Annotated in this window: 21 protein-coding genes and 1 riboswitch; of the genes, 9 read left to right on the top strand and 12 right to left on the bottom strand. The window is 72.5% G+C overall.

Features of this window, described 5'->3' with window-relative positions; all coding sequences use genetic code 11:
- Positions 1-225: 225 nt before the first annotated feature.
- Positions 226-813, bottom strand: a complete 588-nt coding sequence (locus ACLQ23_RS13580; protein ID WP_355597014.1) for a hypothetical protein — start codon at positions 811-813, stop codon at positions 226-228.
- Positions 814-956: 143 nt separating this feature from the next.
- On the opposite strand from ACLQ23_RS13580, the gene ACLQ23_RS13585 reads away from it, so the two are divergent.
- Together ACLQ23_RS13585 and ACLQ23_RS13590 are read left to right on the top strand one after the other, a co-directional pair.
- A complete protein-coding gene (locus ACLQ23_RS13585) occupies positions 957-1,757 on the top strand; it encodes an SAM hydrolase/SAM-dependent halogenase family protein (RefSeq protein ID WP_355597016.1) in 801 nt (266 codons plus the stop codon).
- 25 nt (positions 1,758-1,782) lie between these two features.
- The gene (locus tag ACLQ23_RS13590) at positions 1,783-2,025 is read left to right on the top strand and encodes a CPCC family cysteine-rich protein (protein WP_053656361.1); all 243 of its coding nucleotides are present in this window, start codon (positions 1,783-1,785) and stop codon (positions 2,023-2,025) included.
- Positions 2,026-2,050: 25 nt separating this feature from the next.
- Here ACLQ23_RS13590 and ACLQ23_RS13595 read toward each other — a convergent pair whose 3' ends face one another.
- Entirely contained in the window at positions 2,051-3,319 is a 1,269-nt protein-coding gene (locus tag ACLQ23_RS13595; protein WP_355597018.1) for a hypothetical protein, read from the bottom strand.
- A 110-nt stretch (positions 3,320-3,429) separates the two neighbouring features.
- On the opposite strand from ACLQ23_RS13595, the gene ACLQ23_RS13600 reads away from it, so the two are divergent.
- Entirely contained in the window at positions 3,430-4,230 is an 801-nt protein-coding gene (locus tag ACLQ23_RS13600; RefSeq protein WP_355597020.1) for a DNA-formamidopyrimidine glycosylase family protein, read from the top strand.
- A 163-nt stretch (positions 4,231-4,393) separates the two neighbouring features.
- The gene (locus ACLQ23_RS13605) at positions 4,394-8,080 is read left to right on the top strand and encodes a hypothetical protein (RefSeq protein ID WP_425880707.1); all 3,687 of its coding nucleotides are present in this window, start codon (positions 4,394-4,396) and stop codon (positions 8,078-8,080) included.
- Between the two features lie 18 nt (positions 8,081-8,098).
- Here the strand turns inward: ACLQ23_RS13605 and pspM are convergent, their stop codons facing one another.
- The 7 genes from pspM to ACLQ23_RS13640 all read right to left on the bottom strand — a co-directional run bounded on the left by pspM (position 8,099) and on the right by ACLQ23_RS13640 (position 14,435).
- Positions 8,099-8,884 carry a phage shock envelope stress response protein PspM gene (gene pspM, locus ACLQ23_RS13610; RefSeq protein ID WP_053656412.1) on the bottom strand — a complete coding sequence of 262 codons (786 nt, stop codon included), beginning with the start codon at positions 8,882-8,884 and terminating at the stop codon, positions 8,099-8,101.
- Between the two features lie 23 nt (positions 8,885-8,907).
- Positions 8,908-9,789, bottom strand: coding sequence for a PspA/IM30 family protein (locus ACLQ23_RS13615; RefSeq protein WP_167945407.1), 882 nt, complete (start codon positions 9,787-9,789; stop codon positions 8,908-8,910).
- Between the two features lie 200 nt (positions 9,790-9,989).
- The gene (locus tag ACLQ23_RS13620) at positions 9,990-10,448 is read right to left on the bottom strand and encodes a helix-turn-helix domain-containing protein (RefSeq protein ID WP_053656370.1); all 459 of its coding nucleotides are present in this window, start codon (positions 10,446-10,448) and stop codon (positions 9,990-9,992) included.
- A 152-nt stretch (positions 10,449-10,600) separates the two neighbouring features.
- Positions 10,601-11,146, bottom strand: a complete 546-nt coding sequence (locus ACLQ23_RS13625) for a CinA family protein (protein ID WP_167945408.1) — start codon at positions 11,144-11,146, stop codon at positions 10,601-10,603.
- Between the two features lie 112 nt (positions 11,147-11,258).
- Entirely contained in the window at positions 11,259-11,843 is a 585-nt protein-coding gene (pgsA, locus tag ACLQ23_RS13630) for a CDP-diacylglycerol--glycerol-3-phosphate 3-phosphatidyltransferase (protein WP_053656374.1), read from the bottom strand.
- Positions 11,844-11,920: 77 nt separating this feature from the next.
- Positions 11,921-13,420, bottom strand: a complete 1,500-nt coding sequence (gene rimO, locus ACLQ23_RS13635) for a 30S ribosomal protein S12 methylthiotransferase RimO (RefSeq protein WP_053656414.1) — start codon at positions 13,418-13,420, stop codon at positions 11,921-11,923.
- 91 nt (positions 13,421-13,511) lie between these two features.
- Complete coding sequence (locus ACLQ23_RS13640; RefSeq protein WP_082377499.1) at positions 13,512-14,435, bottom strand: ornithine cyclodeaminase family protein; 924 nt, start codon at positions 14,433-14,435, stop codon at positions 13,512-13,514.
- Between the two features lie 102 nt (positions 14,436-14,537).
- Positions 14,538-14,602: riboswitch (guanidine-III (ykkC-III) riboswitch) on the top strand.
- 59 nt (positions 14,603-14,661) lie between these two features.
- On the opposite strand from ACLQ23_RS13640, the gene ACLQ23_RS13645 reads away from it, so the two are divergent.
- Both ACLQ23_RS13645 and ACLQ23_RS13650 read left to right on the top strand, forming a co-directional pair.
- Complete coding sequence (locus ACLQ23_RS13645) at positions 14,662-14,976, top strand: DMT family transporter (protein ID WP_053656379.1); 315 nt, start codon at positions 14,662-14,664, stop codon at positions 14,974-14,976.
- Between the two features lie 105 nt (positions 14,977-15,081).
- The gene (locus ACLQ23_RS13650; RefSeq protein WP_053656380.1) at positions 15,082-15,327 is read left to right on the top strand and encodes a hypothetical protein; all 246 of its coding nucleotides are present in this window, start codon (positions 15,082-15,084) and stop codon (positions 15,325-15,327) included.
- 91 nt (positions 15,328-15,418) lie between these two features.
- Here the strand turns inward: ACLQ23_RS13650 and ACLQ23_RS13655 are convergent, their stop codons facing one another.
- Positions 15,419-17,878 carry an FtsK/SpoIIIE family DNA translocase gene (locus ACLQ23_RS13655; protein WP_053656382.1) on the bottom strand — a complete coding sequence of 820 codons (2,460 nt, stop codon included), beginning with the start codon at positions 17,876-17,878 and terminating at the stop codon, positions 15,419-15,421.
- A gap of 113 nt (positions 17,879-17,991) precedes the next feature.
- Here ACLQ23_RS13655 and ACLQ23_RS13660 point away from each other — a divergent pair, with 113 nt between their 5' ends.
- The 3 genes from ACLQ23_RS13660 to ACLQ23_RS13670 all read left to right on the top strand — a co-directional run bounded on the left by ACLQ23_RS13660 (position 17,992) and on the right by ACLQ23_RS13670 (position 21,319).
- Complete coding sequence (locus ACLQ23_RS13660; protein ID WP_425880708.1) at positions 17,992-18,462, top strand: YbjN domain-containing protein; 471 nt, start codon at positions 17,992-17,994, stop codon at positions 18,460-18,462.
- Positions 18,459-20,147, top strand: coding sequence for a YbjN domain-containing protein (locus tag ACLQ23_RS13665; RefSeq protein WP_425880709.1), 1,689 nt, complete (start codon positions 18,459-18,461; stop codon positions 20,145-20,147). The genes ACLQ23_RS13660 and ACLQ23_RS13665 overlap by 4 nt, the downstream gene beginning before the upstream one ends.
- 122 nt (positions 20,148-20,269) lie before the next feature.
- Positions 20,270-21,319 carry an LPXTG cell wall anchor domain-containing protein gene (locus ACLQ23_RS13670; RefSeq protein WP_355628529.1) on the top strand — a complete coding sequence of 350 codons (1,050 nt, stop codon included), beginning with the start codon at positions 20,270-20,272 and terminating at the stop codon, positions 21,317-21,319.
- Positions 21,320-21,402: 83 nt separating this feature from the next.
- On the opposite strand, the gene ACLQ23_RS13675 is transcribed toward ACLQ23_RS13670, so the two are convergent.
- Both ACLQ23_RS13675 and dapA read right to left on the bottom strand, forming a co-directional pair.
- Positions 21,403-23,091 carry a ribonuclease J gene (locus ACLQ23_RS13675; RefSeq protein WP_355597050.1) on the bottom strand — a complete coding sequence of 563 codons (1,689 nt, stop codon included), beginning with the start codon at positions 23,089-23,091 and terminating at the stop codon, positions 21,403-21,405.
- Between the two features lie 52 nt (positions 23,092-23,143).
- Positions 23,144-24,070 carry a 4-hydroxy-tetrahydrodipicolinate synthase gene (gene dapA, locus ACLQ23_RS13680; protein ID WP_355597052.1) on the bottom strand — a complete coding sequence of 309 codons (927 nt, stop codon included), beginning with the start codon at positions 24,068-24,070 and terminating at the stop codon, positions 23,144-23,146.
- Positions 24,071-24,075: the final 5 nt, after the last annotated feature.

Consider the following 24,075-nt stretch of genomic DNA (forward strand, 5'->3'; position numbering starts at 1 on the left):
CAGCCAGTGGGAGGTGCGGATGGCACAGCACCGCTACGCACCACCGACCTCACTCAATTGAGCTTGATACCTGTGAGTCATATTGATGACTCACAGGTATCAAGCTCCAAAGGGCTACCGGGTCGCCAAGGCCACCAACCACAGCTCAACGCCCGCTCCAGTTCGAAGCCCACGCCCACGGCAGCAGCCAGCAGCCAGCAGCCAGCAGCCAGCATTGGATCTGGCTCAGCGGAGGTTGTTCAGGGCCTTCTCGTAGCGCGGGCGGTCGGCGGCCGGGGTCTTCGCCTCGAGGTAGTTGAGCACTACGGCGCCGCGCTGGTACGACTGGCCGCTCCAGGTCTCGGCGATGTCGCTGGCGCTTACCTCGTCGGGGAACACGTAGATCGTGACGGCATCGGTGGCGACGATCTCGGAGCATCCCAGGCCGAGGCCGTCCGGCCCGCAGTCGACGGACCGGTCCTTCGGACGGGGCACCTTCAGGCCAGCGGCCCGGAACGCGTCGACGACCTGCTGGGCGGCGGGCGCCCCGGCGGGACGCGGGGGCAGCACCACCGGCGGTGGGCTCGCCGGCCGGCGCTCGGTCGTCCCCTGCTGCGGCGGCGCGGGCTGGGCCGGCGTGGCCGGGGTGGTGGCGCTGCCGCCGGGGCCGGACGGGGGCGGCGAGGCGCTCGGCAGGCCGGTGGCGTCCTCGCTCGGAAGGGAGGAGGCGGGCGGTGCCGCGTTCGGTCGGTCGGCGTCGTCACTGCCGCAGCCGGCGGTGAGAGCGACGGCGAGCAGCAGAACACCGACGGCGGGCATGCTCCGATGTGTCACCAGGGCAGTCTGCCGGTCGGGGCCCGAGGACGGGAGGGCCGGTCGGACACTGCACTCTGTCCCATTTCCGGCAATCGTCGGTCGTCCGCGTGGGCTGGTGCACCGCAGGGTCGCGTACCTGCGCCGGGCGTTAACCTGCGGGGATGGCCGCAACGCCCTGGATCTCGCTGACCACCGACTACGGCCTCACCGACGGCTTCGTGGCCGCCTGCCACGGGGTGATCGCCCGGATCGCGCCGGCCGCCCGGATCATCGACGTGACCCACCTGGTGCCGCCCGCCGACGTCCGGCGCGGTGCCGCCGTGCTTGCGCAGACGGTGCCGTACCTGCCGGTGGGCGTACACGTGGCGGTTGTCGACCCGGGAGTGGGAACCACCCGGCGGGGCATCGCGTTGGCGACCCCGGGCGGGCTGCTTGTCGGCCCGGACAACGGGCTGCTGCCGGACGCCGCCGCCGCGCTCGGCGGCGTGACGGCCGCGGTGGAACTCACCGAGCCCCGCTGGCTGGCAGCCAAGGTGTCCGGCACGTTCCACGGTCGGGACGTCTTCGCACCGGTGGCGGCGCGCCTGGCGCTCGGCGTCCCGCTGGCCGAGGCGGGCCCGGCCGTCGACCCGGCCGGGCTGGTCCGCCTGCCGTCGCCGGTCGTGACCCCCGACCCTGAGGGCTTCACCGCCGAGGTGCTGACCGTCGACCACTTCGGCAACGTCCAGTTGGCCGCGCCGGCCGAACTGCTCGGTCCGTTTCCGGCCACCCTCCGGGTAGGCCCGCCGGGGCCGACGCCGGCCCGGACGGCGGTGCGCGGACGGACCTTCGGCGACGCACCCGACGGTGGCCTCGTGGTGTACGCAGACTCGGCCGATCGGGTGGCGATAGCGGTCAATGGTGGCCGCGCGGTGGACCTCCTCGGGGTGGTCCCGGGTGATCTTTTGCGGGTGGCCGGGTGACATTCAACTGTGGAATGCTGCCTCGGTGGGTGAACACGTAGTTCCCGTGGGCTGTCCCTGTTGCGCCTCTCGAACGGGCGGCGGGACCTGCCCGGTCTGCTTCTGGACCGACGACGGCCAGACCGACGCCGATGCCGATGCGGTGCGCGGTGGCGCCAACGGCGACCTGAGCCTGACGTACGCCCGGCTCAACTACGCCGTCTACGGGGCCAGCCACCCACGCTATCAGGACATGGTGCGCCCGGCCCGCCCCGACGAGCGCCCCTGACGGCGCCCGGCGCGGCGGGATCGGGTCAGCAGACCGGCACGGTGCCGCCGTACACGGCGGAGATGTACGCGTGGCTGACGTACTGCCCGGTGGCCAGCCGGTTCCATCTGGTGGTGGTGCGGTAGGGGCCGGCCACCGACTGTCCGGTGACGTAGCACTGGATCGGCACGTTGGCGAACCGTGCGGCGAGCCCACGGACTGCGTACGACGTGCTGGCCCCGCTGCGGATGTTCAGCGGCCCGTCGCCGACGACACCACGCGGCCCGCCGCCGGTCCACAGGTAGGCGACGTCCACCCAGGCGTTCGTGGTGAGTTTCAGGCCGTCCCAGAAGGTGCCGTCGGCCAGGTCGATGCCGGCCGGGTTGAGCACGGTACGCCCGAACTGGTCCCGCCCGCCGTTGTAGCCCGACTGGTAGGCGGCCTGCGCCTCGGGGCGACCCTGCGGCAGGTTCTTCCAGTTCTCCCGTACGGCCGCGGGGTTCCAGTAGTCGTCGCGGGTGTTCCACGGCCCGACGTCCCAGACCGGGGCGTACTCGCAGCGGGAGCCCGTGGTGGTGCAGACCCGCACCGTGTAGTCGCCGGTGTTGAGCGGGGACAGGCCACGACGTGACGGCAGGGCCACGAAGTGGTCGCGCGGCTGCACTGTGCGGCCGTTTGCGGTCACCTCGCCGACCAGCCCGATGCGGGTCGCGTACACCCGGTAGGTGAGCCCGGGTGTGGCGGCGGAGACGGCTGCTGTCGCGTCGGCGGTGAGCTGGACAGCGCGTACCGTCGCGGTGGCGCCGCCGTTGCGCGCGGTCAGCACCACCCGGGTCTGCACCTGGCTGACCGGCCGGTCGAAGACGGCGCCGCTGGTCGCGGCCCGCCATTCGGTCCAGCCGGTGACCCGCCAGCCGCGGACCAGCACCTCCACTGTCGCGCCGGAGGGGACGTCCGCGGTGATCTCGGCGCGGACCCGGGTGGCCGGGCGGGCCAGGGTGCGCGGGGCGGTCAGCAGCATGCCTTCGGCGACCGCGTTGTGCGGGCTGCGGGGGCCGCGTCCGGGGGTTCGGGCCTCGCGTAGCCGCAACCCCGCTGGGGTACGCCGGACGTTTACGTCGTCGCGGTCGACGACGGAGAGGTCGGTGCTCCAGCGTTCGCCGCCGGGCGCGACGGCGGTGAGCGTGACGGAACCGCTGGCGACGGGGGTGGCGGCGGGAAATCCGCTGGTGAGGGGGACGAGGGCGATCGTGAGCGCGAGGGCGAGGACAGCGGCGAGGGCGGTCGGGCGGATACGACATTGAGGTCGTTTCATGGGCGATCTCCTCAGATATCCCCTGACCCTGTCATGTCGGTAGATCATGAGGAAGCTAGCTACAAATAGCGATACATGCGAGTCTTGCTCGATCGAGGGAGGATGGCAGGGTGCCCGAGGGTGACACCGTCTGGAACACCGCGCGTGTGCTGCACCGCGCCCTGGCCGGCACGCGGCTCACCGGCAGTGACTTCCGGGTGCCGCGACTGGCCACCACAGACCTCACCGGCTGGACCGTCCGCGAATCGGCAAGCCGGGGCAAGCACCTGCTGCTCCGGCTCGACGCCCTCGACGGGACGCACTGGACACTCCACTCTCACCTGCGGATGGACGGCGCGTGGCGGGCGTACGCGCCGGGGGAACGCTGGAGTGGCCGCCCCGCACACCTGATCCGGGTGGTGCTGCGCAGCCCCGGCGCGGTCGCGGTCGGCTACCACCTGCACGACCTCGCGCTGGTGCCGACGTCGGAGGAGGACGACCTGGTCGGTCACCTCGGCCCTGACCTGCTCGGCGCGGACTGGGACGCGGCAGAGGCGGTCCGCCGGCTCGCCGCCCGACCCACCGAGACGATCGGCGAGGCGCTTCTCGACCAGCGCAACCTCGCCGGGGTCGGCAACCTCTACAAGTGCGAGGTGCTCTTCCTGCGGGGCGTGTCACCGTGGACGCCGGTCGGCGCGGTGCCGGACCTGCCCGCCACTGTGGCTCTCGCGCAGCGTCTGCTGGCCGCCAATCGGGGCCGCTGGACACAGAGCACCACCGGCTCGCTTCACCGGGGGCAGACCAGCTACGTGTACGGCCGCCGCGCGCAGCCCTGCCGCCGCTGCGGCACCGCCATCCGCAAGCAGGAGCTGGGCGAGCGGGTGACCTACTGGTGCCCGGTCTGCCAACCGGAGCACACGCCGCCCGGTTGACGGGCCTAATTGATCGAGCTCATCCCAGATACGGACGATTGGGTAATTCCTATCTGGCCGTCGGCGTCGCATGCTGCGATTGAATGCTCACCGATCGTCAGCAGAGTGCCGAGGTCCGCCACGTCGGGGTGGCGCGTCTCGTGCCCCGACCCCGGGGAGAGCCATGGCGATGTTTCGCAGACTCCGCTCCACGTTCTTCGACAGGCCCACACAGGTGGGCGACGGTGCCGTCAACGGCCGCGTGACGCCCGTACCGGCGGCCCGCGCCCCCGAGGAGGCGGCCCCGGCCGCGAGCCTGGACCCGGCCGCCGCGCCCCGGTGCTTCGGCCCGGTGCCCAACTTCGCGTACAGCCCCCGCCCGACGCGCGACCCGGACGGTCAACTGACGCCGGGCACCGGCCTGCGGAAGTTCGTCGACACGCTGCCCACCCCAGGGGAGCTGGGTCGCACCGACCTCGGCGCGTACCTGCCGGTCGCGGTGCCCGACACCATCAGCTACCCGGGCTGCGACTACTACGAGATCGGCCTTCAGGAGTACGCCCAGCGGCTGCACCGGGACCTGCCGGCCACCCGGCTGCGCGGCTACCGGCAGCTCAACCTGGGCACCGACGTGTCCGGCCACAACACCGTTGTGCCTCCGGAGCGGCCCTGGCACCTCGGCCCGATGATCCGTGCCCGGCGTGGGCGGCCGGTGCGGGTGAAGTTCATCAACCAGTTGCCCACCGGCCGGGCCGGCGAGTTGTTCCTGCCTGTCGACGAGACAGTCGAGGGCGCCGGCATCGGCCCGCTTGACGGCCCAGCCCCCTACCCGCAGAACCGGGCGGTGCTGCACCTGGCCGGGGCGCAGACCGGCTGGACCAGCGCCGGCAACCCCGAGCAGTGGATCACCCCGGCCGGGGAGATCACCCCGTACCCGACAGGGACCAACCTGACGCACGTGCCGGACATGCCGCCGCCCGGCGTGGGTGCCACCACGCTCTACTACCCGAACGAGCAGAGCGGCCGGCTGCTGTGGTTCCACGACAACACACTCGGCCTGGCCCGGCTCACCGTCTACGGCGGACAACTCGCCCTCTACCTGCTCACCGACCCGGCCGAGGACCAGCTCGTCGCGGACCGGATGCTGCCTGCCGACCAACTGCCACTGGTGATCGAGGACAAGACGTTCGTGCCCGACGACACCCAGTTGGCCGCCGAGGACCCGACCTGGGACCGGGAACGCTGGGGCGCCCGGGGCAGCCTCTGGCACCCCCACGTCTACCAGCCCCGGCAGAACCCGTACCGCTCCGGCGGACGCAACCCCACGGGCCGGTGGGACTACGGCCCCTGGTCGCGCAACCCGGCACCGGACGGCAGCCGCTCCGACGGCTGGCCCACAGCGGACGGCTGGCCCGTCAAAGGCGGGTCCGCCGGCGGTCCACCGCTGGCCGGGCCGGGCCCGGTGCCGAACCCGCACCACGACCCGGTGGGAGCACCAACCGAACCTCCGCTGCGCCCCGGGGTGCCGCACCCGTCAGCGGTGCCCGAGGCGTACGGCGACACGCCCCTTGTCAACGGCGTCGCCTACCCGTACCTGGAGGTGCGTCCCCGCACGTACCGGTTCCGGATCCTCAACGCGTGCCTGGACCGCAGCCTCAACCTCCAGCTCTACCGGGCCTGCTCGGACGCGCCGATGTGGACCGAGGACGGGAGCCTCGCCGACGGGGACGCCGGGGAGGTGCCGATGGTGCCCGCCGTGCGGGCGGCGGGCCAGCCGGCCGGATGGCCTACCGACGCGCGCGACGGCGGTGTTCCGGACCCGCGTGCGGCCGGGCCGTCGTTCATCCAGATCGGCAACGAGGCCGGGCTGCTGCCCGCCCCTGTGGTGCTGCCGAACCGGCCGATCAGCTACCGCTACGACCGGCTCGACCCGACGGTGCTCAACGTCGACGGGCACACGCTGCTGCTCGCCCCCGGTGAGCGCGCCGACGTGCTCGTCGACTTCTCGGCCGTACCGTCGGACAGCACGCTGATCCTCTACAACGACGCCCCGGCGCCACTGCCCGGCTTCGACAGGCGCTACGACCAGCACACCGACGCGCCGGACCGGACCGCCGAGGGCGGCCCGCCACCCACCGAGCCCGGGTACGGCCCGAACACCCGGACCCTGCTCCAGTTCCGGGTGACCGGAGCACCGGCGGAGCCGTACGACCTGGACCGGCTGCGCGAGCGCCTGCCCGTGGCGTACGCGGCCAGCCAGCGCCCGCCGATCGTGCCGCAGCCGGCGTACGATCCGGCGTTCGGCACCCGGACGGCGGCGGAGACGACGGTGCCGGTGCACGCCACAACTGTGACGTTCACTCCCACCGGCGGTTCCGGCCCGGTGACCCTGCCGATCGAGGTCAAGGCCGCACAGCAGGTCTTCGAGCCGGGGCACGGCAGGCTGACCGGTCGGCTCGGCGTCGGCCACCCGCAGGCCGGGCCGCTCACGTCGGCGACGCTGCCGCTCGGCGCCACCGACCCGGTCACCGAGGTGCTGTTCGCCGCCGACCCGGCCGTACCGGTCGGAGCGCCCACCGACGGGACGCAGGTCTGGCGGATCAGCGGAAACGTCCGGCAGAGCGAGGCGCTGCGGTTCGGCGGCTGCGACGTGCAGGTGGTCAACCGGGCCGGCTGGGACGGCACTCTGCGTCCACCACACGGCGCGGAGCTGGGTTGGAAGGAGATCGTCCGGGTGCATCCCCGGGAGGACGTGGTGGTGGCGTTGCGCCCTGTCGCGCCGGCCCTGCCGTTCAAGCTTGGCGACAGCGTGCGGCTGCTGGACCCGGGTCGGCCCGCCGGCGCGCGTACCGGGTCGACTCCGGTCAGCCCGGCCGACGGGCGACCCGCAGTGGTGGTCAACCAACTTGTCAACATGGGTTGGGAGTACCGCTGGCACAGTCAGCTCGCCGGCCACCGTGACCTCGGCATGACCCGGCCGTTGGTGCTGCGGGTGACGCCGAGGGCGCCCACCGGCCTGACTGCCACACCGGTGCCCGGCTCGGCCACCGCGTTGCCGGCGATCGCGCTGGCCTGGACGGGCAACGGTGGACGCCCGCCCGCGACAAGCCATCTGCTGCAACGGGCCACCGACGTGACGTTCACCGGCGAGGTCACCACGATCACCGTCGCGGCGGCCGCCACCCGGTACACCGACGCGACTGTCACTCCCGGGGTCACCTACCACTACCGGATCCGGGCGGAGAACGAGGTCAGCTACTCGTCCTGGTCGAACAGCGTGCCCGCCTCGGTGCAGTTGACAGCGCCGAACGGTCTGCTCGCGGCGATCCCGCCGGCCGCCCCGCTGCGGGTGGCGCTGCGCTGGACGAACCGGTCGTTCGCCACGGGCATCGACGTGCAGCGCGCCACCAACCCGACCTTCACCAGCGGGCCGGGCACCACGGCGATCGGGGTCGGCGACAACCACCTGGACGCCACCATCGCCCCGGACACCACGTACTACTACCGGGTCCGGACCACGTACCTGGGCGCAGCCTCGGCCTGGTCGACGATGGCGACGGTGAGCACCCCGCCCGCGCCGGCCACCCCGGTCGGGTTGACGGTCACCGCCAGCGCGCCGGGGCCGGACACCGCCACTGTGACCCTGGGCTGGGCGGCGAACACGCCCGCCGGCCCGGGTGCGGGGTTCATCGTCCAACGGGCGCTGGACCCGGCGTTCGGCAGGGAGGTGGCCACCTTCACGGTGACAGGTCGCGGCTTCACAAACACCGGGCTGGCCCGGGGCACGACGTACCACTACCGGATCCGGTCGTTCAACGTCGTCGGCAGCTCGCCGTACACCGGGCCGATCCCGGTCACCACCCCACCGTGACGGCCGGGTGGGCTCGGCTCAGCGGGTGGGCGCGCGCAGCGGACGGTCGACGGCGCGCAACTCGGCCAGGGCCGAGGCCACGCCGTGCAGCAGGTCGGTGGCCTCGGTGAGCCTGTCGGCGGCCGGATGGGTGGGCTCCGGTCGGGCGTCCTCGGCGAGGTAGCCGGCGGCGGCGACCACGAGCCGCTCGTAGGCCGCCACGCCGCTCTCCAGCTGGGCGGTAAGCGTGCGGTGCGCCTCGGTGAGCGACGCGCGGGCGTCGGTCGGGGCGAGGCGCAGCGCGCGTTCGACGCTCGCCGCCCGCTCGGCGAGTTCGCGTAGCGACCGGTCCGCGTCGGCGGCCTCCAGCACGGCGGGTTCGGCCAGCCCGGTGAGCCGCGGCGCCATCCCGGCGAGGGTCAGCGAGGCCCTGTCGAGTCGTGACCAGTGCTGCCCGGCGGTGGTGCCGCGCAGGGCGACCCGGTTGCGGACCCGCCGGGCCTCGGCCAGCAGGCCCGAGCCGACCGGCAGTCGCTCGACGGCGGCCACCAGCCGGGCACGGGACCGGGCCGCGGCCTCGGCCGGGTTCAGGGCAGGGGGCGCGGGCTGGGCGGCGAGCGCACGCAGGTCGAGCCAACGCCAGGCGGCCAGCGCCACCGCACTGCCCGCGGCGCCGGCCCAGGCCGCGTCCGGCAGACCGAGGCCGGCGTACGGCGTCAGCACCGCTGCCGCGCCGCCGAGCCCACCGGCGAATACGCTCCACCGTCGGGCCGATCGGCGCAGCCGACTCAGCCGACGGAAGTACCGCGTCCGCTCGTCTGCCACCGTGACCTCCTCGGGCCGGTCGTTCAACCGGCGGCGGTCGGGTCGCCGGTGCCCCGCTCGCGGGCCATGCTGGCGCGCAGCTCGTCCAGCCGGGCGGCGGCGGCCGGGTCACCGGCCGGGGTCGCCGAACCTGCCGCTTCGCCCTGCGACACGGCCGGGCGCTGCGCGGAGCCACCGAGCTGCTCCCCCGCCATGCTGGAGCGGATCTGCTCCAGCCGGGCCGAGCCCGCCGAGTCGATTGTCGCCTTCTGGATCTCCAACATCCGGCCTTCGACCGAATTGCCGGCCAGCTCCGCGCGGCCCATGGCGTTGGCGTACCGCCGCTCGATGCGGTCGCGCACCTCGTCCAGGGACGGGGTGTTGCCCGGAGCGGTCAGCGACGACATCGACTCCAGCGAGTGGGCGACCGTCTCCTGCATCTTGGCCTGCTCCAGCTGGCTGAGCAGCTTGGTGCGCTCGGCGAGCTTCTGCTGAAGGATCATCGAGTTGTTCTCGACCGCACGGCGGGCCTGCGCTGCCGCGCCGAGGGCCTGGTCGTGCAGGGTCTTCAGGTCTTCGGTGGCCTGCTCGGCGGAGACCAGCTGGCTGGCGAGTGTCTGTGCGGACTGCTCGAACCGCGACGCCTCGGCCTCGTCGCCCTTGGCGCGGGCCTGGTCGGCAAGCACGAGGGCCTGCCGGGCGTTGCCCTGCAGCCGCTCGACCTCGGACATCTGCCGGGACAGCTTCATCTCCAGCTGGCGCTGGTTGCCGATCACGGCGGCAGCCTGCTGGACCAGTGCCTGGTGCTGCCGCTGGGCATCCTCGATGGCCTGCTGGATCTGCACCTTGGGATCGGCGTGCTCGTCGATCTTGGCGCCGAAGAGCGCCATCAGGTAGTTCCAACCCTTGACGAACGGGTTCGCCATCTCCGCGGTATCCCCTCAGTAGCGTCGTTCCGCCACGGTCAGGTCGGATGGACCGACCGACCGCGACCCGGCCGATCTCCATCGTCCCAGTCGGACGCCGACGTGGCATCCGTACCGGACGGTCGACGGGCACCGGCGGCTCCTGCCGGCCACCCTACGCGGCCCGCGCCACCTCGCCCATGGTCAACCGGACTGATGACTCAGGCGGCGCAGACCACATCGCGGTCGCGCTCGGTGGGACGCACCCGCGTGCTGCGCAGTGTGGCCCGCAGCGGCGAGTCCTGCCGTACCGAAACGGCGACCTTGCCATCGGAGCTGACCTGGCGCACGGCCCGGTTGGACCTCTTGCCGACGGCGGCCCCCGCGCCCACGGGCGTGGCATCGGCCGGCTCGTTGGCCATTCCGACGAGCACCTCGGGCATCTGTTCGGCGAGCGCCACGGTGTCGCTCACCTCACGCAGCAGCTCGGACAGGCGGGCACCGAGGGCGTCACAGATGGCGGCGAGCAGCTCGCTGGACGGCTCCTTGTGCCCGCGTTCGATCTCGGAGAGGTAACCAAGGCTGACGTTGGCGGCGGTGGACACCTCGCGCAATGTGCGCTGCTGCCCCTGCCGGCGCGCCCGCAGTGCGTCACCGATGACTCGGCGCAGTAGGACCATCGCACCTCCCCCTGAGGGATACCTCTCGCCCGGCGCTGGGCAGCCGGTCGCGGCGGACCGCACCGACCCCGAGCGTCGGAGCCTTCCCGCAACCGTACCCGGTGCGGGGCCCGGCGACATCCCACCCCGCCTGTCGGTTCGGACGGATCGACTCATCGGCGCGCCGCGTCAGCGGCTTCCAGCCCGTCCCGAGCGGCTTCGTCGGCGGCGTGGATCCGCTCGGCGAGCAGCCGCAGCGCCGCCACCACGGCGGCCGAGCGGACGTGGTCGCGCCCGCCGTCCAGGTCGAGTTCGCGGACCTCGCCGCCGTTCGGCCCGGCGACAGCCACGTAGACCAGGCCGACGGGCTTGCCGTCCTGCGGCTCCGGGCCGGCCACCCCGGTCGTGGCGATACCCCAGTCCGCGCCGCAGCGCCGCCGGCCGCCCTCCGCGAGCGCGGCAGCCACGTCCGGGTCGACCGGGCCGCGCTCGGCCAGCAGATCGTCGGGTACGCCGGCCAGCGTGGCCTTCAGCTCGGTGGCGTAGACCACGAGCCCGCCCTGGTAGACCCCGCTGACCCCGGCGATCTCCACGATCGAGGCGGCGAGCAGGCCACCGGTGAGCGACTCGACGGTGGCGAGGGTCTCGTGCCGCTGCGCCAGACTGTGGACGACACCCGCCGCGGGACTACCCGCCGACTCTTCAGAATCCCGCGCCATGAACTCCGTCCTTCCCTACCAGCCCCAGCCCAACCCTCTGCGACGGCCGCGTCGACCATGAAGGTGTCGCCCGGCCACGCCGAGGTTCCATGATCGACGACGCAGGTCGGTGTCAGCGGCGGAGGCGGAGGGCCTGGGCTATGTAGTCGAAGCCTGTCGCCACCGTCACCACTACCGCTCCGGCCATGATCCAGGGACCGACGTCGGCCAGGCCTGCGGGCATCGGCCAGAGGTACCAGGCGATGGCCAGGGTCTGCAGCGCGGTCTTGAGCTTGCCGCCCCGGCTGGCCGCGATCACGCCGTGCCGGATCACCCAGAACCGCAGCCCTGTGATGCCCACCTCACGGGCGAGGATCAGCGCGGTCACCCACCAGGGCAGCCTGTCGTACCAGGAGAGCAGCACCAGGGCCGCGCCGGTGAGCGCCTTGTCGGCGATCGGGTCGGCCACCTTGCCGACCGAGGTCACCAGCCCGAACCGGCGGGCGATCCAGCCGTCCACCAGGTCGGTCGCCGAGGCCACCGCGAAGATCAGGCACGCCGCCATCTGCCAGCCGGCGTGCGTCATCCCGGACATGATCACCGACGCGGCGAAGACCGGCACCAGCACCAGCCGCAGCGCGGTCAGGGCGTTCGCGGCGTTGAGCACGGGCACCTGCGGCACCACCCGGGGCGGCGTCGACTCCGTCACCCCGGTCACCGCCTCGCCCCGCTCGGGTCGCCGTGGCGTTCCCGGTATCGCGCCACCTGGCTCCCCCGCTCCGCTCGGCCCCGCCGTCACCGTGCCGCGCCGGGCGCCGCCGAGATCATCTCATCCGGCACCGCGAGCAGATCCACCCCTTCGGTGCCGGTCACCGTGGCACGGACCAGGTCACCCGGGCGCAACGCGGCCAGGTCGACCCCTCCGTCGGCCGGGGCGACGAGCGTGGTGGAGCCGTCCACCTCCGGGGCCTGGTGCGCCGCCCGACCCTCCACCACACCGTCGACGATCGAGTCGACGAGCACCTCGACGGTCGAGCCGAGGCGATCCTCGGCCCGCTGCGAGCAGAGCTCGTCGGCAAGCGCGCTGAGCCTGTCGTACCGCCGCTTGATGGTCGCCGCGGACACCTTGCCGGGCAGCCCGGCGGCCTCGGTGCCGTCCTCGTCGCTGTAGTCGAACATGCCGATCGCGTCCAGCCGGGCCTCGGTCAGGAAGCGGACCAGCTCGTCGACGTCGGCGCGCGTCTCGCCGGGGAAGCCGACGATGAAGTTGCTCCGCGCACCCGCCTCCGGGGCCAACGCGCGGGCGCCGGCCAGCAGCTCCAGGAAACGGTCAGTGGAGCCGAAGCGGCGCATCCGGCGCAGCACCGGCTCGCTGGAGTGCTGGAACGACAGGTCGAAGTACGGGGCCACGCCCGGCGTACCCGCGATCGCCTCGACCAGGCCGGGCCGGGTCTCGGCCGGCTGGAGGTAGCTCACCCGCACCCGCACGATGCCGGACACCGCGGCGAGCTGCGGCAGCAGCTTCTCCAGTGCCCGGGGGTCGCCCAGGTCCTTGCCGTACGACGTCGAGTTCTCGCTTACCAGCACCAACTCCCGTACACCGGTCTTGGCAAGCCACTCCGCCTCGGCGAGCAGCTCGTCGGGCGTCCGTGAGACGAACGCCCCACGGAACGCGGGGATGGCGCAGAACGCGCAGCGGCGGTCGCAGCCGCTGGCGAGCTTCAGCGAGGCCACCGGGCCGGTGTCCAGTCGACGGCGCAGCACCTGACGCAGGTGCGCCGGGGTGTGCTCGTCGGTGTCGACGGCCGTACGGGCCACGGTGCCGTGCCCGGGCAGCGACACGGCGGAGTCGCGTCGCTTGACCGGGGTCAGCGGCAGCAGCTCGCGGCGGTCCCGGGGAGTGTGCGAGGTGACCTGCTCGCCGGCGACGACGGCGTTCAGCCGCGCGCCGATCTCCGGGTAGTCGTCGAAGCTCAGCACCGCCTGCGCCTCGGGGAGGCTGTCGGCCAACTCCTTGCCGTACCGCTCGGCCATGCAGCCGGCGGCCACCACCTTGGCGCCCGTGCCGGCGGCGGCCAGCAGGGTCTGGATCGAGTCCTGCTTGGCCTTCTCCACGAAGCCGCAGGTGTTGACGACCACCACGTCAGCGCCCTCGCCGTCGGTGGTGACCTGCCAGCCGTCGGCGTGCAGCCGGGCGGCCAGCTCCTCCGAGTCGACCTCGTTGCGGGCACAGCCCAGGGTGAGCAGGGCTACACGGCGGCCCTCGGCAGCGGAAGGGGAGGTGGCAGACACCATCCGAGGGTACCGGGCCGACCGGGGAAGCCCACGCACGCGGGCCGACCGCCCGTCCGGCGCGGTGCGGTCGCTGCCGGCGCCCACGACCCCGTCAGCGGGTGGCAACCGGGACCCGGGTCAGCGCGTCGAGCAGGAAGACCTCGGTGCCGGCCAACCCTGTGGAGCAGAAGACGGAGACCTGGTCCGCCGAGGTCCGGCCGGCTACCGCGCCGGCAACGATCCCGCCCAGGTCGCGCAACCGCCGGGTGTACGGGGGTTCGGCGGCGAGCATCGGCGGCCGGTAGTCGGCCGCCTGGGCCGGCGAGTCGGTGACCAGCAGCTCGGCGACGTCCAGCAGGTCGGTGCCGAACTCGCTGCGGTCGCGCTGCTTGAAGCCGACAGCGTTGACGTGTGTGCCGGGGCTCAGGTCGGCGGCGCGCAGCACCGGGGTCACGCTCGTGGTGGCGAGCACCACAACGTCGCGCCCACGCACCGCCGCGCCAGGGTCGGCGACCGGGCGGGCCGGCACGCCCAGTTCGGCGCGGACCCGGGCGGCGAAGGCGTCCCGCCGGGCTGCCGAGCGGCTGTGCACCACCACCTCGCGCAGCGGGCGTACGGCGGCGGTCGCCCACACCTGGGTCCACGCCTGCCGGCCGGAGCCGATCACGCCAACTGTCGCCGCGTCCGGTCGGGCCAGGGCGTCGACGGCGACACCACCCAACCCACCGGTACGTCGGGATCCCAGCTCCTCGCCGACCGCCACGGCCCGGACGGCGCCGGTGTGGGCGTCGTGCAGCACCACCAACTGCTCGCCCTCCGGGTGTCCGAAGGTGTCGTACGAGCGGAAGCCGTACCACTCGTCGACCAGGTGCCCCGCGGTGAACATCAGCCGCCCTCCACCGAGCGGGGCGGCGGCCCGTGGTGGGGCGACCAGCCGTCCCTCGTACGCGGCCACCAGGGCGGCGCGCATGGCGTCGACGGTGGTGCTGGCGTCCAGCGCGGCGGCGACCTCGGAGTCGGCGTACAGCAGGGTCATGGTCGCCATCGTGCAAGTTGAAGTGAGGTACAGGTCAACCGGCCGTGGCGGGAGTCACCGACCGGCCGTCGGGGCCGGTGCTAGCGTCGGTGTCGGTGACCCCGGGACGCCCGAGGGTCGCTCCGGACGAGTGGTGGGCGTACCCGGTCAGGCCAAGACGCCCCGCGTGACGTGCACATCCGACTCGTCCGGGCGCGACAGCCCGGCCCCCTCCGTGAGGTGAACGATGGCCTGGCTGGTGCTGGTGATCTCGGGACTGCTGGAAACCGCCTGGGCGATCGCCCTGGACCGAAGCGCCGGGTTCAGCCGGCTCGTCCCGTCAGTGGTGTTCGTGGTGACCCTCGTGCTGAGCATGGGCGGGCTGTCGTACGCGCTGCGGGAGATCCCGGTCGGCACCGGATACGCGGTCTGGGTCGGCATCGGCGCGGTGGGCACCGCTCTGGTCGGGATGCTGGCGCTCGGCGAGTCGGCGAGCCTGCCCCGGCTTCTCTGCCTCCTGCTTGTGGTGTCGGGCGTGGTCGGCCTGAAGTTCTTCCACTGAACTGCCGTCCGAAACATGCGTGATCGACACCCGAAGCGGGTAGTGCTCGATCTGTCCCAACAGGCTCTCAACTGGAGCACAGCAAGCTCTCAACCGGAGGCAGACATGGCCGACATGCCCAGCACCGCCCGCCCGCGCAGCAACGCCGCCCGGATCCTCACCATCGTGGGCTTCGTCTTCGCGGTTCTCGCACTGCTGCTCAATCCGATCATCTTCGGCGTGCTCGGTGTGATCGCGGGCGTCGTCGGCGCTGTGCTCGGCGACAAGCCGCTGGGCTGGTACGCCGCTGTGGCGAGCGTCGTCGCCGCGGTGATCAGCCTGGTGATCATCGGCGCGCTGATCAACAACTGAGCTCAGGTCTTTCGCGGGCCCGCCGACCAGCGGCGGGCCCGTCTTGTTTTTCCCGGCCGGGCGTGCACGTCGTCCGGCCGGCGTGCCCGGATCAGTCCACGTCGCCACGCAGGCCGGACAGGACCTCCTCCAGCTCGTCCGGCTTGACGAGCACGTCGCGCGCCTTCGAGCCCTCGGACGGCCCGACAACGCCCCGGGTCTCCATCAGGTCCATCAGGCGACCCGCCTTCGCGAAGCCCACCCGCAGCTTGCGCTGAAGCATCGACGTCGAGCCGAACTGTGAGGTGACCACCAGCTCCACCGCCTGCACCAGCAGGTCGAGGTCGTCGCCGATGTCCTCGTCGATCTTCTTCTTGTTCTCCTGGGCGGGGGCCAGCACGTCCGGGCGGAACTCGGGCTCGCGCTGGTCCTTGCAGAACTTCACCACGTCGGCGATCTCGCCCTCGGTGACCCAGGCCCCCTGGATCCGTACCGGCTTCGACGCGCCCATCGGCAGGAAGAGCCCATCGCCCCGGCCGAGCAGCTTCTCCGCGCCCGGCTGGTCCAGGATGACCCGCGAGTCCGCGAGCGACGAGGTCGCGAACGCCAGCCGGGACGGCACGTTCGCCTTGATCAGACCGGTCACCACGTCGACCGAGGGCCGCTGCGTGGCGAGCACCAGGTGGATGCCTGCGGCCCGGGCCAACTGGGTGATCCGGACGACCGAGTCCTCCACGTCGCGCGGCGCGACCATCATGAGGTCCGCCAACTCGTCCACGATCACCAGCAGGTACGGGTACGGGCGCATCTCCCGTTCGCTGCCCGGCGGGGCCTTGATCTCGCCGTTGCGGACCTTGCGGTTGAAGTCGTCGATGTGCCGAACCCCGTTGGCCGCGAGGTCGTCGTAGCGCATGTCCATCTCGCGGACGACCCAGTCCAGCGAGTCCGCAGCCTTCTTGGCGTTCGTCACGATCGGGGTGACCAGGTGCGGGATGCCCTCGTAGCCGGTCATCTCGACACGCTTCGGGTCGATCAGCAGCAGCCGCACCTCGTCCGGCGTGGCCCGGGTGAGGATGGACACCAGCAGCGAGTTGAGGCATGACGACTTGCCGGCGCCGGTGGCACCGGCGATGAGGATGTGCGGCATCTTGGCGAGGTTGGCCACCACGTAGCCGCCCTCGATGTCCTTGCCGAGCGCCACCACCATCGGATGGTGGTCACTGGTCGCCGCCCGTGAGCGCAGCACATCGCCGAGCGCGACGTTCTCCGGGTCGGTGTTCGGGATCTCCACACCGACCGCGCTCTTGCCCGGGATCGGGCTGAGGATCCGTACGTCCGGCGACTTCACCGCGTACGCGATGTTGCGGGACAGCTGGGTGATCCGCTCGACCTTGACCCCGTGCCCCAACTCCACCTCGTAGCGGGTGACAGTCGGCCCCCGGGTGAAGCCGGTGACAGCCGCGTCCACGTCGAACTGGTCGAACACGCCGGTCAGCGCGGCGATCACCTCGTCGTTGGCCTTGCTGCGGGTCTTCGCGGCGGCGCCGGCGCTGAGCATGTTCGCCGGCGGCAGTGTGTAGTCGCCGGCCATGCCGGTCAGCGCGAGCTGCTCGGCCCGGGTCGGCGGGGGCGAGTGCTCCGGCGGCTCGGCCGGCTTGCGGCTGGCAGGCACCTTCGCCGGTGCCTTGCGCGGCAGCACCACCGTCTCCTGGAGGTCGACACCCTCCATGTCGTCGAAGTCGTCCGGGTCCAGCGGCGGCGGCATCCGCTTCGCGGGCCGCTTGCGAGCCGGCCGCACGGCTGGCTCGTCGGTCTCCTCACCGACGACCACGTCCGACGGGGTGACCAGGCCACCGGCGAGCAGACCCAACCGCTCGGGAATCTTGTTGATCGGTGTCGCGGTCACCACGAGCAGGCCGAAGAGCAGCAGCAGGACCAGCAGCGGCACCGCCACCCAGGCGGTGACAGCGCGCTCCAGCAGACCACCGACGCCCGCCCCGACCAGGCCCCCGGCGAAGTCGCGCTGCTGCGGGTCGCTCGGGTCCTGGCCGATCTGGAGCAGCGCGGCTGTCGACACCAGCAGCGAGCCCCAGCCGATGAGGCCACGACCCCGGTGCTCCGGGTCGGCCGGCTGACGCATGAGCCGCCACGCGCCGATCATCAGCAGCACCGGCACCACCACGGAGATCGCACCCAGGAACAGCCGGATCGTGTCGGCCAGGCGCGTCCCCACCGGGCCGGCCCCCGACAGCCAGAGCGCCACGGCAGTGAGCAGAGCCAGCCCGAACAGCAGCAGCCCCGCGCCGTCGCGGCGGTGCTCCGGATCAAGGTCGCGGGCAGAGGCGGCCTGCCGGCCAGCGGCCCGCACCGCCCACCCCATCCCGTGGGCAAGCCCCATCCACAGTGCACCGACAGCACGACCCACGTAGACAGCCGGGCCCGGCCGGGCGGCCACAGTGCGCCGCCGGACGGGCGCCCGGGTCTTCTTCGCCGGTTGACGGGCACGACTGTTGGTGCCACCGCGCGGCGACGCGCCGCGTCGGCGACTCGCCTGAGGGGTACGGCCCGCCATAGAGTCACGGTAACGGTGGGGCCGGGCAGAACGCCGCTTTTACGGGTCGTGTCCGCGCGTCGCAACACGAACCCCGCCGCCGGTCGTGATATCCGCCTCAGAAGGGATGCCCGATGGCGTCGCCGGGAATCGAGGACGATCCGTTGGCCGGGCACCCCGGCGCGCTGCGCCCGCTGACCGGCGAACTGGTCGCCGCTGTGCTCGCCGCGCGGGCTCTGTCGGTCGGCGCAACCGTCAACGGCGATCTGGTGGGCCGCTTCGACGACAATCTCATCTGGTTCCTGCGCCTCGGCGCCGACGGCGAGCTGTTACAGGTCCGCACCATGGTCACGCCCACCTTCGACATCGAGCGGGTGCCTTCCCTGCATGCCTTCTGCAACTCGTGGAACCACGACCGGCTCTGGCCCAAGGCGTTCGTGCACGTCGACGACGACGGACGGGCCCAGGTCTACGGCGAGGTCGTCACCGACCTGGAGCGTGGGGTGACGCCGCACCAACTCGACCAACTGCTGAACTGCGGCATCACGGCCGGGTGCCAGCTCGCCGTGGCGGTCGGCCGACTGCCCGGCGCGGTGTCGGCATGACCGGCCGGGACGAGGCCACCGGCAGCCGTACCGACCCGCCCGGCGTGCCGTACGCCGGTGACCGGCTCGCACCCCGCCGGGTCGCAGCGCTGGTGGCAGCACTCGTCGACGCCCGGGACCTGCCTGACGGGCCGGTCCGGCTGGCCGCCCTGGAACGGGTCGCCGAGCAGGCCGACGCCGCGGGCGACGTCCGGTCCGCCGTGGACGCCCGGATCGCGCTGATCGAGGCGTACCTGCTGCACGGCGAGCGGTGGCGGCTTGTCGAGCCGGTACGGCGCTGCCTGGCCGCCACCGACCACCACCCGGGGCTGCTCACCTCCGCGGAGGCTGCGCTGCTGCTGCGCTACCAGCGGTACGCGGTGGAGGCGCTGCTCGGCACCCCCCGGGTCGGGCTGGACCAGACCCGCGCCCTGCTCGACGATCTGGCGCGGCGGGTGGGAGCCGACGGCCCCGACGCGCCGACCGTCGCCGAGCTGCGCTGCCGGATCGCCGACCACCTCGGTGACGAACCCACCGCCCGCCACTTCTTCGAGCGGTGGGCGGGTACGCGTCCCGGCCCGTCCGGTGGCTGCGCGGGCTGTGCCCCGGCCCGCCGTGCCGAACTGCTCGCGGGCTGGGGTGAGTGGCACGCCGCGCTCACCGAGCTGCGCCAGCCTCCCACCGACGCGGACGACTGCACCGACCAGCCCGAACGCTCGCTCGTCGCCGGGCTGCTGCCCGAACTGCGCGCCGGTGATCCGAGCAGGGCCGCAGCGGCACACGTACGGGCGTACCGGAGGCACCGGCGGGAACCCGCGGCGTTCCCGCACCTCGCCACGCACCTGAGGTTCTGCGCGCTCGGCGGCCACCTCGAACGCGGCCTGGCCATCCTCGCCGAGCAACTGCCCCGATTGGACCGACCCAGCGACGATCACGCGGCGATGGAGTTCGCCGCCGCCGGGGCGCTGGTCTGTGCCATGGCCGGGGACGCCGGCCTCGGGGGCCGGAAGATCCACCGCCCGGCGTACGGCGAGCGCTCAGCCGCCGACCTCGACGTCGCCGCCCTCGGCGCGCTGCTGCTCGGCATGGCAAGCGAACTGGCGGGAAGCTTCGACGCCCGCAACGGCACCGGTCACCACTCCGGTCGGATCGCCGCATGGCTCGCCGAGCGGCCCCTCGCCGCACCGGTCCCGCTGCCTTTCGACGACGAGCGTCTCGACGAGCCCGACACCGTCCCGGACGGCGTCGGTCAGGCGGGTGTCCGGCCCACCGACACCGGGCCCACCGGGCCTGTTGACGAAGAGCTGACGACGCTCACCGTTGATCTGATCACCGCGGCCCTGGACCGGCGCGGCGATCAGTACCTGGTGGACGAGGGTGGCGCTGTGGTCGGCCGGTGGGGTGACGCCGAGATCCAGTTCCGCCGGGCCGGCGAGCGCGGCGAGGTGCTGCATGCCCGGGCGATGGCCGCGCGCCGGTTGCCGGCCACGCGCCGCTCCGAGGCGTACGCCTTCTGCAACGCGTGGAACCATGACCGGCTGCTGCCCAAGGCGTACGCGCACGACCTCGGTTCGGAGATCGTGCTGGCCGGGGACGTGGCCACCGACCTGGCTCACGGGGTGGCCCCGGCTCAGCTCAGGGTCCTCGTGGACGCCGCGATCGCCACCGGCGTGGCGTACGCCGGGGCTGTCGCCGCGCTGCCCTGACCCGCGAGGGGCCTCAACGGTTGCGGGGCGAGGCGGGAAATACAGCATCCGACAGTGCGCAACCGGGACCGGAGGGCGGACGTGGTACAGCCGTCACCCACCGCAACCATCTGGGAGCCGTCATGAGGCGTCCACTCGTTCTCGGCGTTCTCGCCGCCGCGCTCTACCTACCCGTCCTCGCCGCCCCGGCCGTCGCCGGGCCTGCGCCTGTGCCGACGTCGACAGCAGAGCCGGCCGTGACCGCCGCCGCCCCACAGGCGACGATCTTGGCCCGAGGGGACCTCGTCTTCCTCAGCGGCGACCCCTGGCGCCCGTCCTCTCCGCTGGAGGTCGACGTCAAGAATGTGGGTCGGACGGCGGCGAAGGGCTTCTTCGTGCTCCGCCTCCCACCGAATGTCCGCCTGACGACGGTCGGGGACTGCCGGACCGTCGACGGCGCGGACAGGACCTGGCTCTGCGGCGGTGTTGAACTGGCACCCGAAGGTAGCCGGAAGTACCGGCTGACGGTCACGTCGTCGGCCGCGAAGCCGGTCTTCGGGGTGAAAGCGTGGGGCTCGGTCGCCGGCCGGGACGCTGCCGGGGTCACCGATCAGTTCTCCGACTTCCGGATCAACTGGCCGGACAAGACCTCACTGCGACTGCGGGCGACCGCCTCGCCGGTCGTCAACGGGTCGACCACGGTGCGGGTACGGGTCACGAACACCGGAGCCTTCGCCATCGGCGGTTACTCGTTGAACATCACCACGCCGGCCGGGGTACGGGTGACCGCGCCAGCGTGCTCCGACAGTGGACGAATGGACGGCGTGGGCTGCGAGATCCTGCGGCTGCGAACGATCGCCGACGGCGCGACCGACAGCTTCGACGTGCGGCTGGCTGTCACCGGGGGCACCAGGACCGTCACGTTGTCGCTCGCCCCCAGCAACCGCTACACCAACAAGGACACCTCAGTGACGCTCCGTCTGAACGGTGCCGGTGGATCCGGTGCCGGCGCCACCACCCCGCCGCCGGCCAGTCCGACCGCCACGCCGACCACGCCGAGCACGTCTCCCACGAACGCCCCGGAACTGGCCCGCACCGGTGCGTCCAGCAGCACGTTCGGCCTGGTCGGCGCGGCGCTGCTGGCCCTCGGGGTTGGACTGGTGGCGCTCCAGCGCCGCCTGTTCCGAGGCTGAGGCGGATCGCGCGCCGCACACGGTCCGGGCCGGTCACCGACATCCACGGGGGACGTCGGTGACCGGCCCGGTCGGACGTTCTGTCAGACCTCGACGACTGTGGGCACGATCATGGGCCGACGCCGGTACGCGTCGTTGACCCACCGCCCCACGGTCCGCCGGACGATCTGCTGGAGCTGGTGCGGGTCGGTGATGCCATCCGCGGCCGCCCGGTTGAGCGCCTCGGTGACCAGCGGGATCACCGGGTTGAACGCCTCCGGGTCCTCCGAGAAGCCCTTCGCCGAAAGCGTCGGACCGGCGACCACCTTGCCGGTGACCGAGTCGACGACCACTGTGGTGGCGATGAAGCCGCCGTCACCGAGGATCCGCCGCTCGGTGAGCAGCGACTCGCTGACGTCGCCCACGGCGAGGCCGTCGACGTAGACGTACCGGCTCTTGACGTGCCCCACCAGGCTGGCGCGGCCCTCGACCAGGTCGACGACGTCGCCGTCCTCGCAGATCACCACCCGGTCCGGGGCGACGCCCGACTCGATACCGAGGCGGGCGTGTGCGCGCAGGTGCCGCCACTCGCCGTGCACCGGCATCAGGTTGCTCGGACGGACGACGTTGAGCAGGTAGAGCAGCTCACCGGCCGGGGCATGCCCGGAGACGTGCACCTTGGCGACGTCCTTGTGCACCACCACGGCGCCGGCCCGGGCCAGCCGGTTGATGACCCGGTAGACCGATGTCTCGTTGCCCGGAACCAGCGACGACGCGAGCACGACGGTGTCGCCGGGCGCGATGGTGATGTGCCGGTGGTCGCCGCTTGCCATCCGGCCCAGCGCGCTCATCGGCTCGCCCTGCGAACCGGTGGACATCAGCACGATCTGGTCGGGGGGCAACGTGGTCGCCTCGTCGATCCCGATGACCAGGCCGGCCGGGATGTTGAGCAGGCCGAGGTCCCGGGCGATGCCCATGTTGCGGACCATGGACCGGCCGATCAGCGCGACCTTGCGGCCGTGCTCGGCTGCGGAGTCGAAGACCTGCTGCACCCGGTGCACGTGCGAGGCGAACGACGCCACGATGATCCGGCCCTTGGCCTTCGCGAAGATCGAGTCGAGTACCGGCCCGATCTCCCGCTCCGGGGTGACGAAGCCGGGGATCTCCGCGTTCGTCGAGTCGGACAGCAGCAGGTCGACGCCCTCGGCGCCGAGCCGCGCGAAGCCGGCCAGGTCGGTGATCCGGCCGTCCAGCGGCAGCTGGTCCATCTTGAAGTCGCCGGTGTGCAGCACCAGACCCGCTGGGGTACGGATGGCCACGGCGAGCGCGTCCGGAATCGAGTGGTTGACGGCGAAGAACTCGCACTCGAACGGGCCGAGCCGCTCCCGGCCGCCCTCCCGCACTGTGAGCGTGTACGGCTGGATGCGCCGCTCGGCCAGCTTCGCCTCGACAAGCGCGAGGGTGAACTGCGAGCCGACAAGCGGGATGTCGGGTTTGTGGGCGAGCAGGTACGGCACCGCGCCGATGTGGTCCTCGTGCCCGTGGGTCAGCACGATCGCCTGTACGTCGGCCAGCCGGTCCAGGATCGGCCCGAAGTCGGGCAGGATCAGGTCCACGCCCGGCTGTTCGACGTCGGGAAAGAGCACCCCGCAGTCGACGATCAGCAGCTTGCCGTCGTACTCGAAGACGGTCATGTTCCGACCGATGGCGCCGAGCCCGCCGAGCGGGATGATTCGCAGGCCCCCTTCCGGCAGCGGCGGGGGCAGTTCCGCCTCGATGTGCGCCTCGGTCACGCGTCCACCTCATTCTGCGACGCCGTTGTGCGGCGCCCGTCGTGTCGTTTCATCATTCAGGCAGCTCCAGGCCCGCTGCCGCGAAGTCCGCGCGCAGCTGGGCGATCTCGTTTTCGGTGGCGTCCACGAGCGGGGGTCGCACCGGGCCGGCAGGCAGGCCGAGCGACGCCAGGCCCGCCTTCACCAGGATGGTGCCCTGGGTACGGAAGACGCCGGTGAACAGCGGCAGCAGCCTCCGGTGCAGGGCAAGCGCGGTCGGCATGTCCCCCGCGTCGTACGCCTCGATCATCTGTACGGTCAGCGCCCCGGTGAAGTGCGTCGAGGTGCCGACCACGCCCACGCTGCCGACGGCGAGCGCCGGCAGGGTGAGGGCGTCCTCGCCGCTGTAGAACGCGAGGGCGGTCCGGCTGGTCACCCAGCTGGTGGCGGTCAGGTCGCCCTTGGCGTCCTTGACCGCGACGATCCGGCCGTGCTCGGCGAGCCGGACCAGCGTCTCGGTTTCGATCGGTACGCCGGAGCGGTGCGGGATGTCGTACAGCATCACCGGCAGACCGGTGGCGTCGGCGACCGCGGTGAAGTGCCGCAGCAGCCCGCTCTGCGGCGGCTTGTTGTAGTACGGCGTGACCACCAGGAGACCGTGCGCGCCGGCCTTCTCGGCGGCGGCGGCGAGTTCGATGGTGTGCCGGGTGTCGTTGGTGCCGACCCCGGCGACCACTTTGGCGCGGTCGCCGACGGCCTCCACGACGGCCCGGATCAGGCGTTCCTTCTCCGCGTCGGTGGTGGTCGGCGACTCGCCGGTGGTGCCGTTGATGACAAGCGCGTCGTTGCCCTGCTCGTCGACCAGGTGAGTCGCCAGCCGGGCGGCGCCGTCGAGGTCGAGCGAGCCGTCGGGGGTGAGCGGGCTCACCATGGCTGTGAGCAACCGCCCGAAGGGGCGGGACACCGCGCGGGCGGCGGTGTCGGGGTGGTCGTGCGTCATAGCTT

It is taken from the genome of Micromonospora sp. DT41, assembly GCF_049841715.1.
GTDB classification, from domain to species: Bacteria; Actinomycetota; Actinomycetes; order Mycobacteriales; family Micromonosporaceae; genus Micromonospora; species Micromonospora profundi.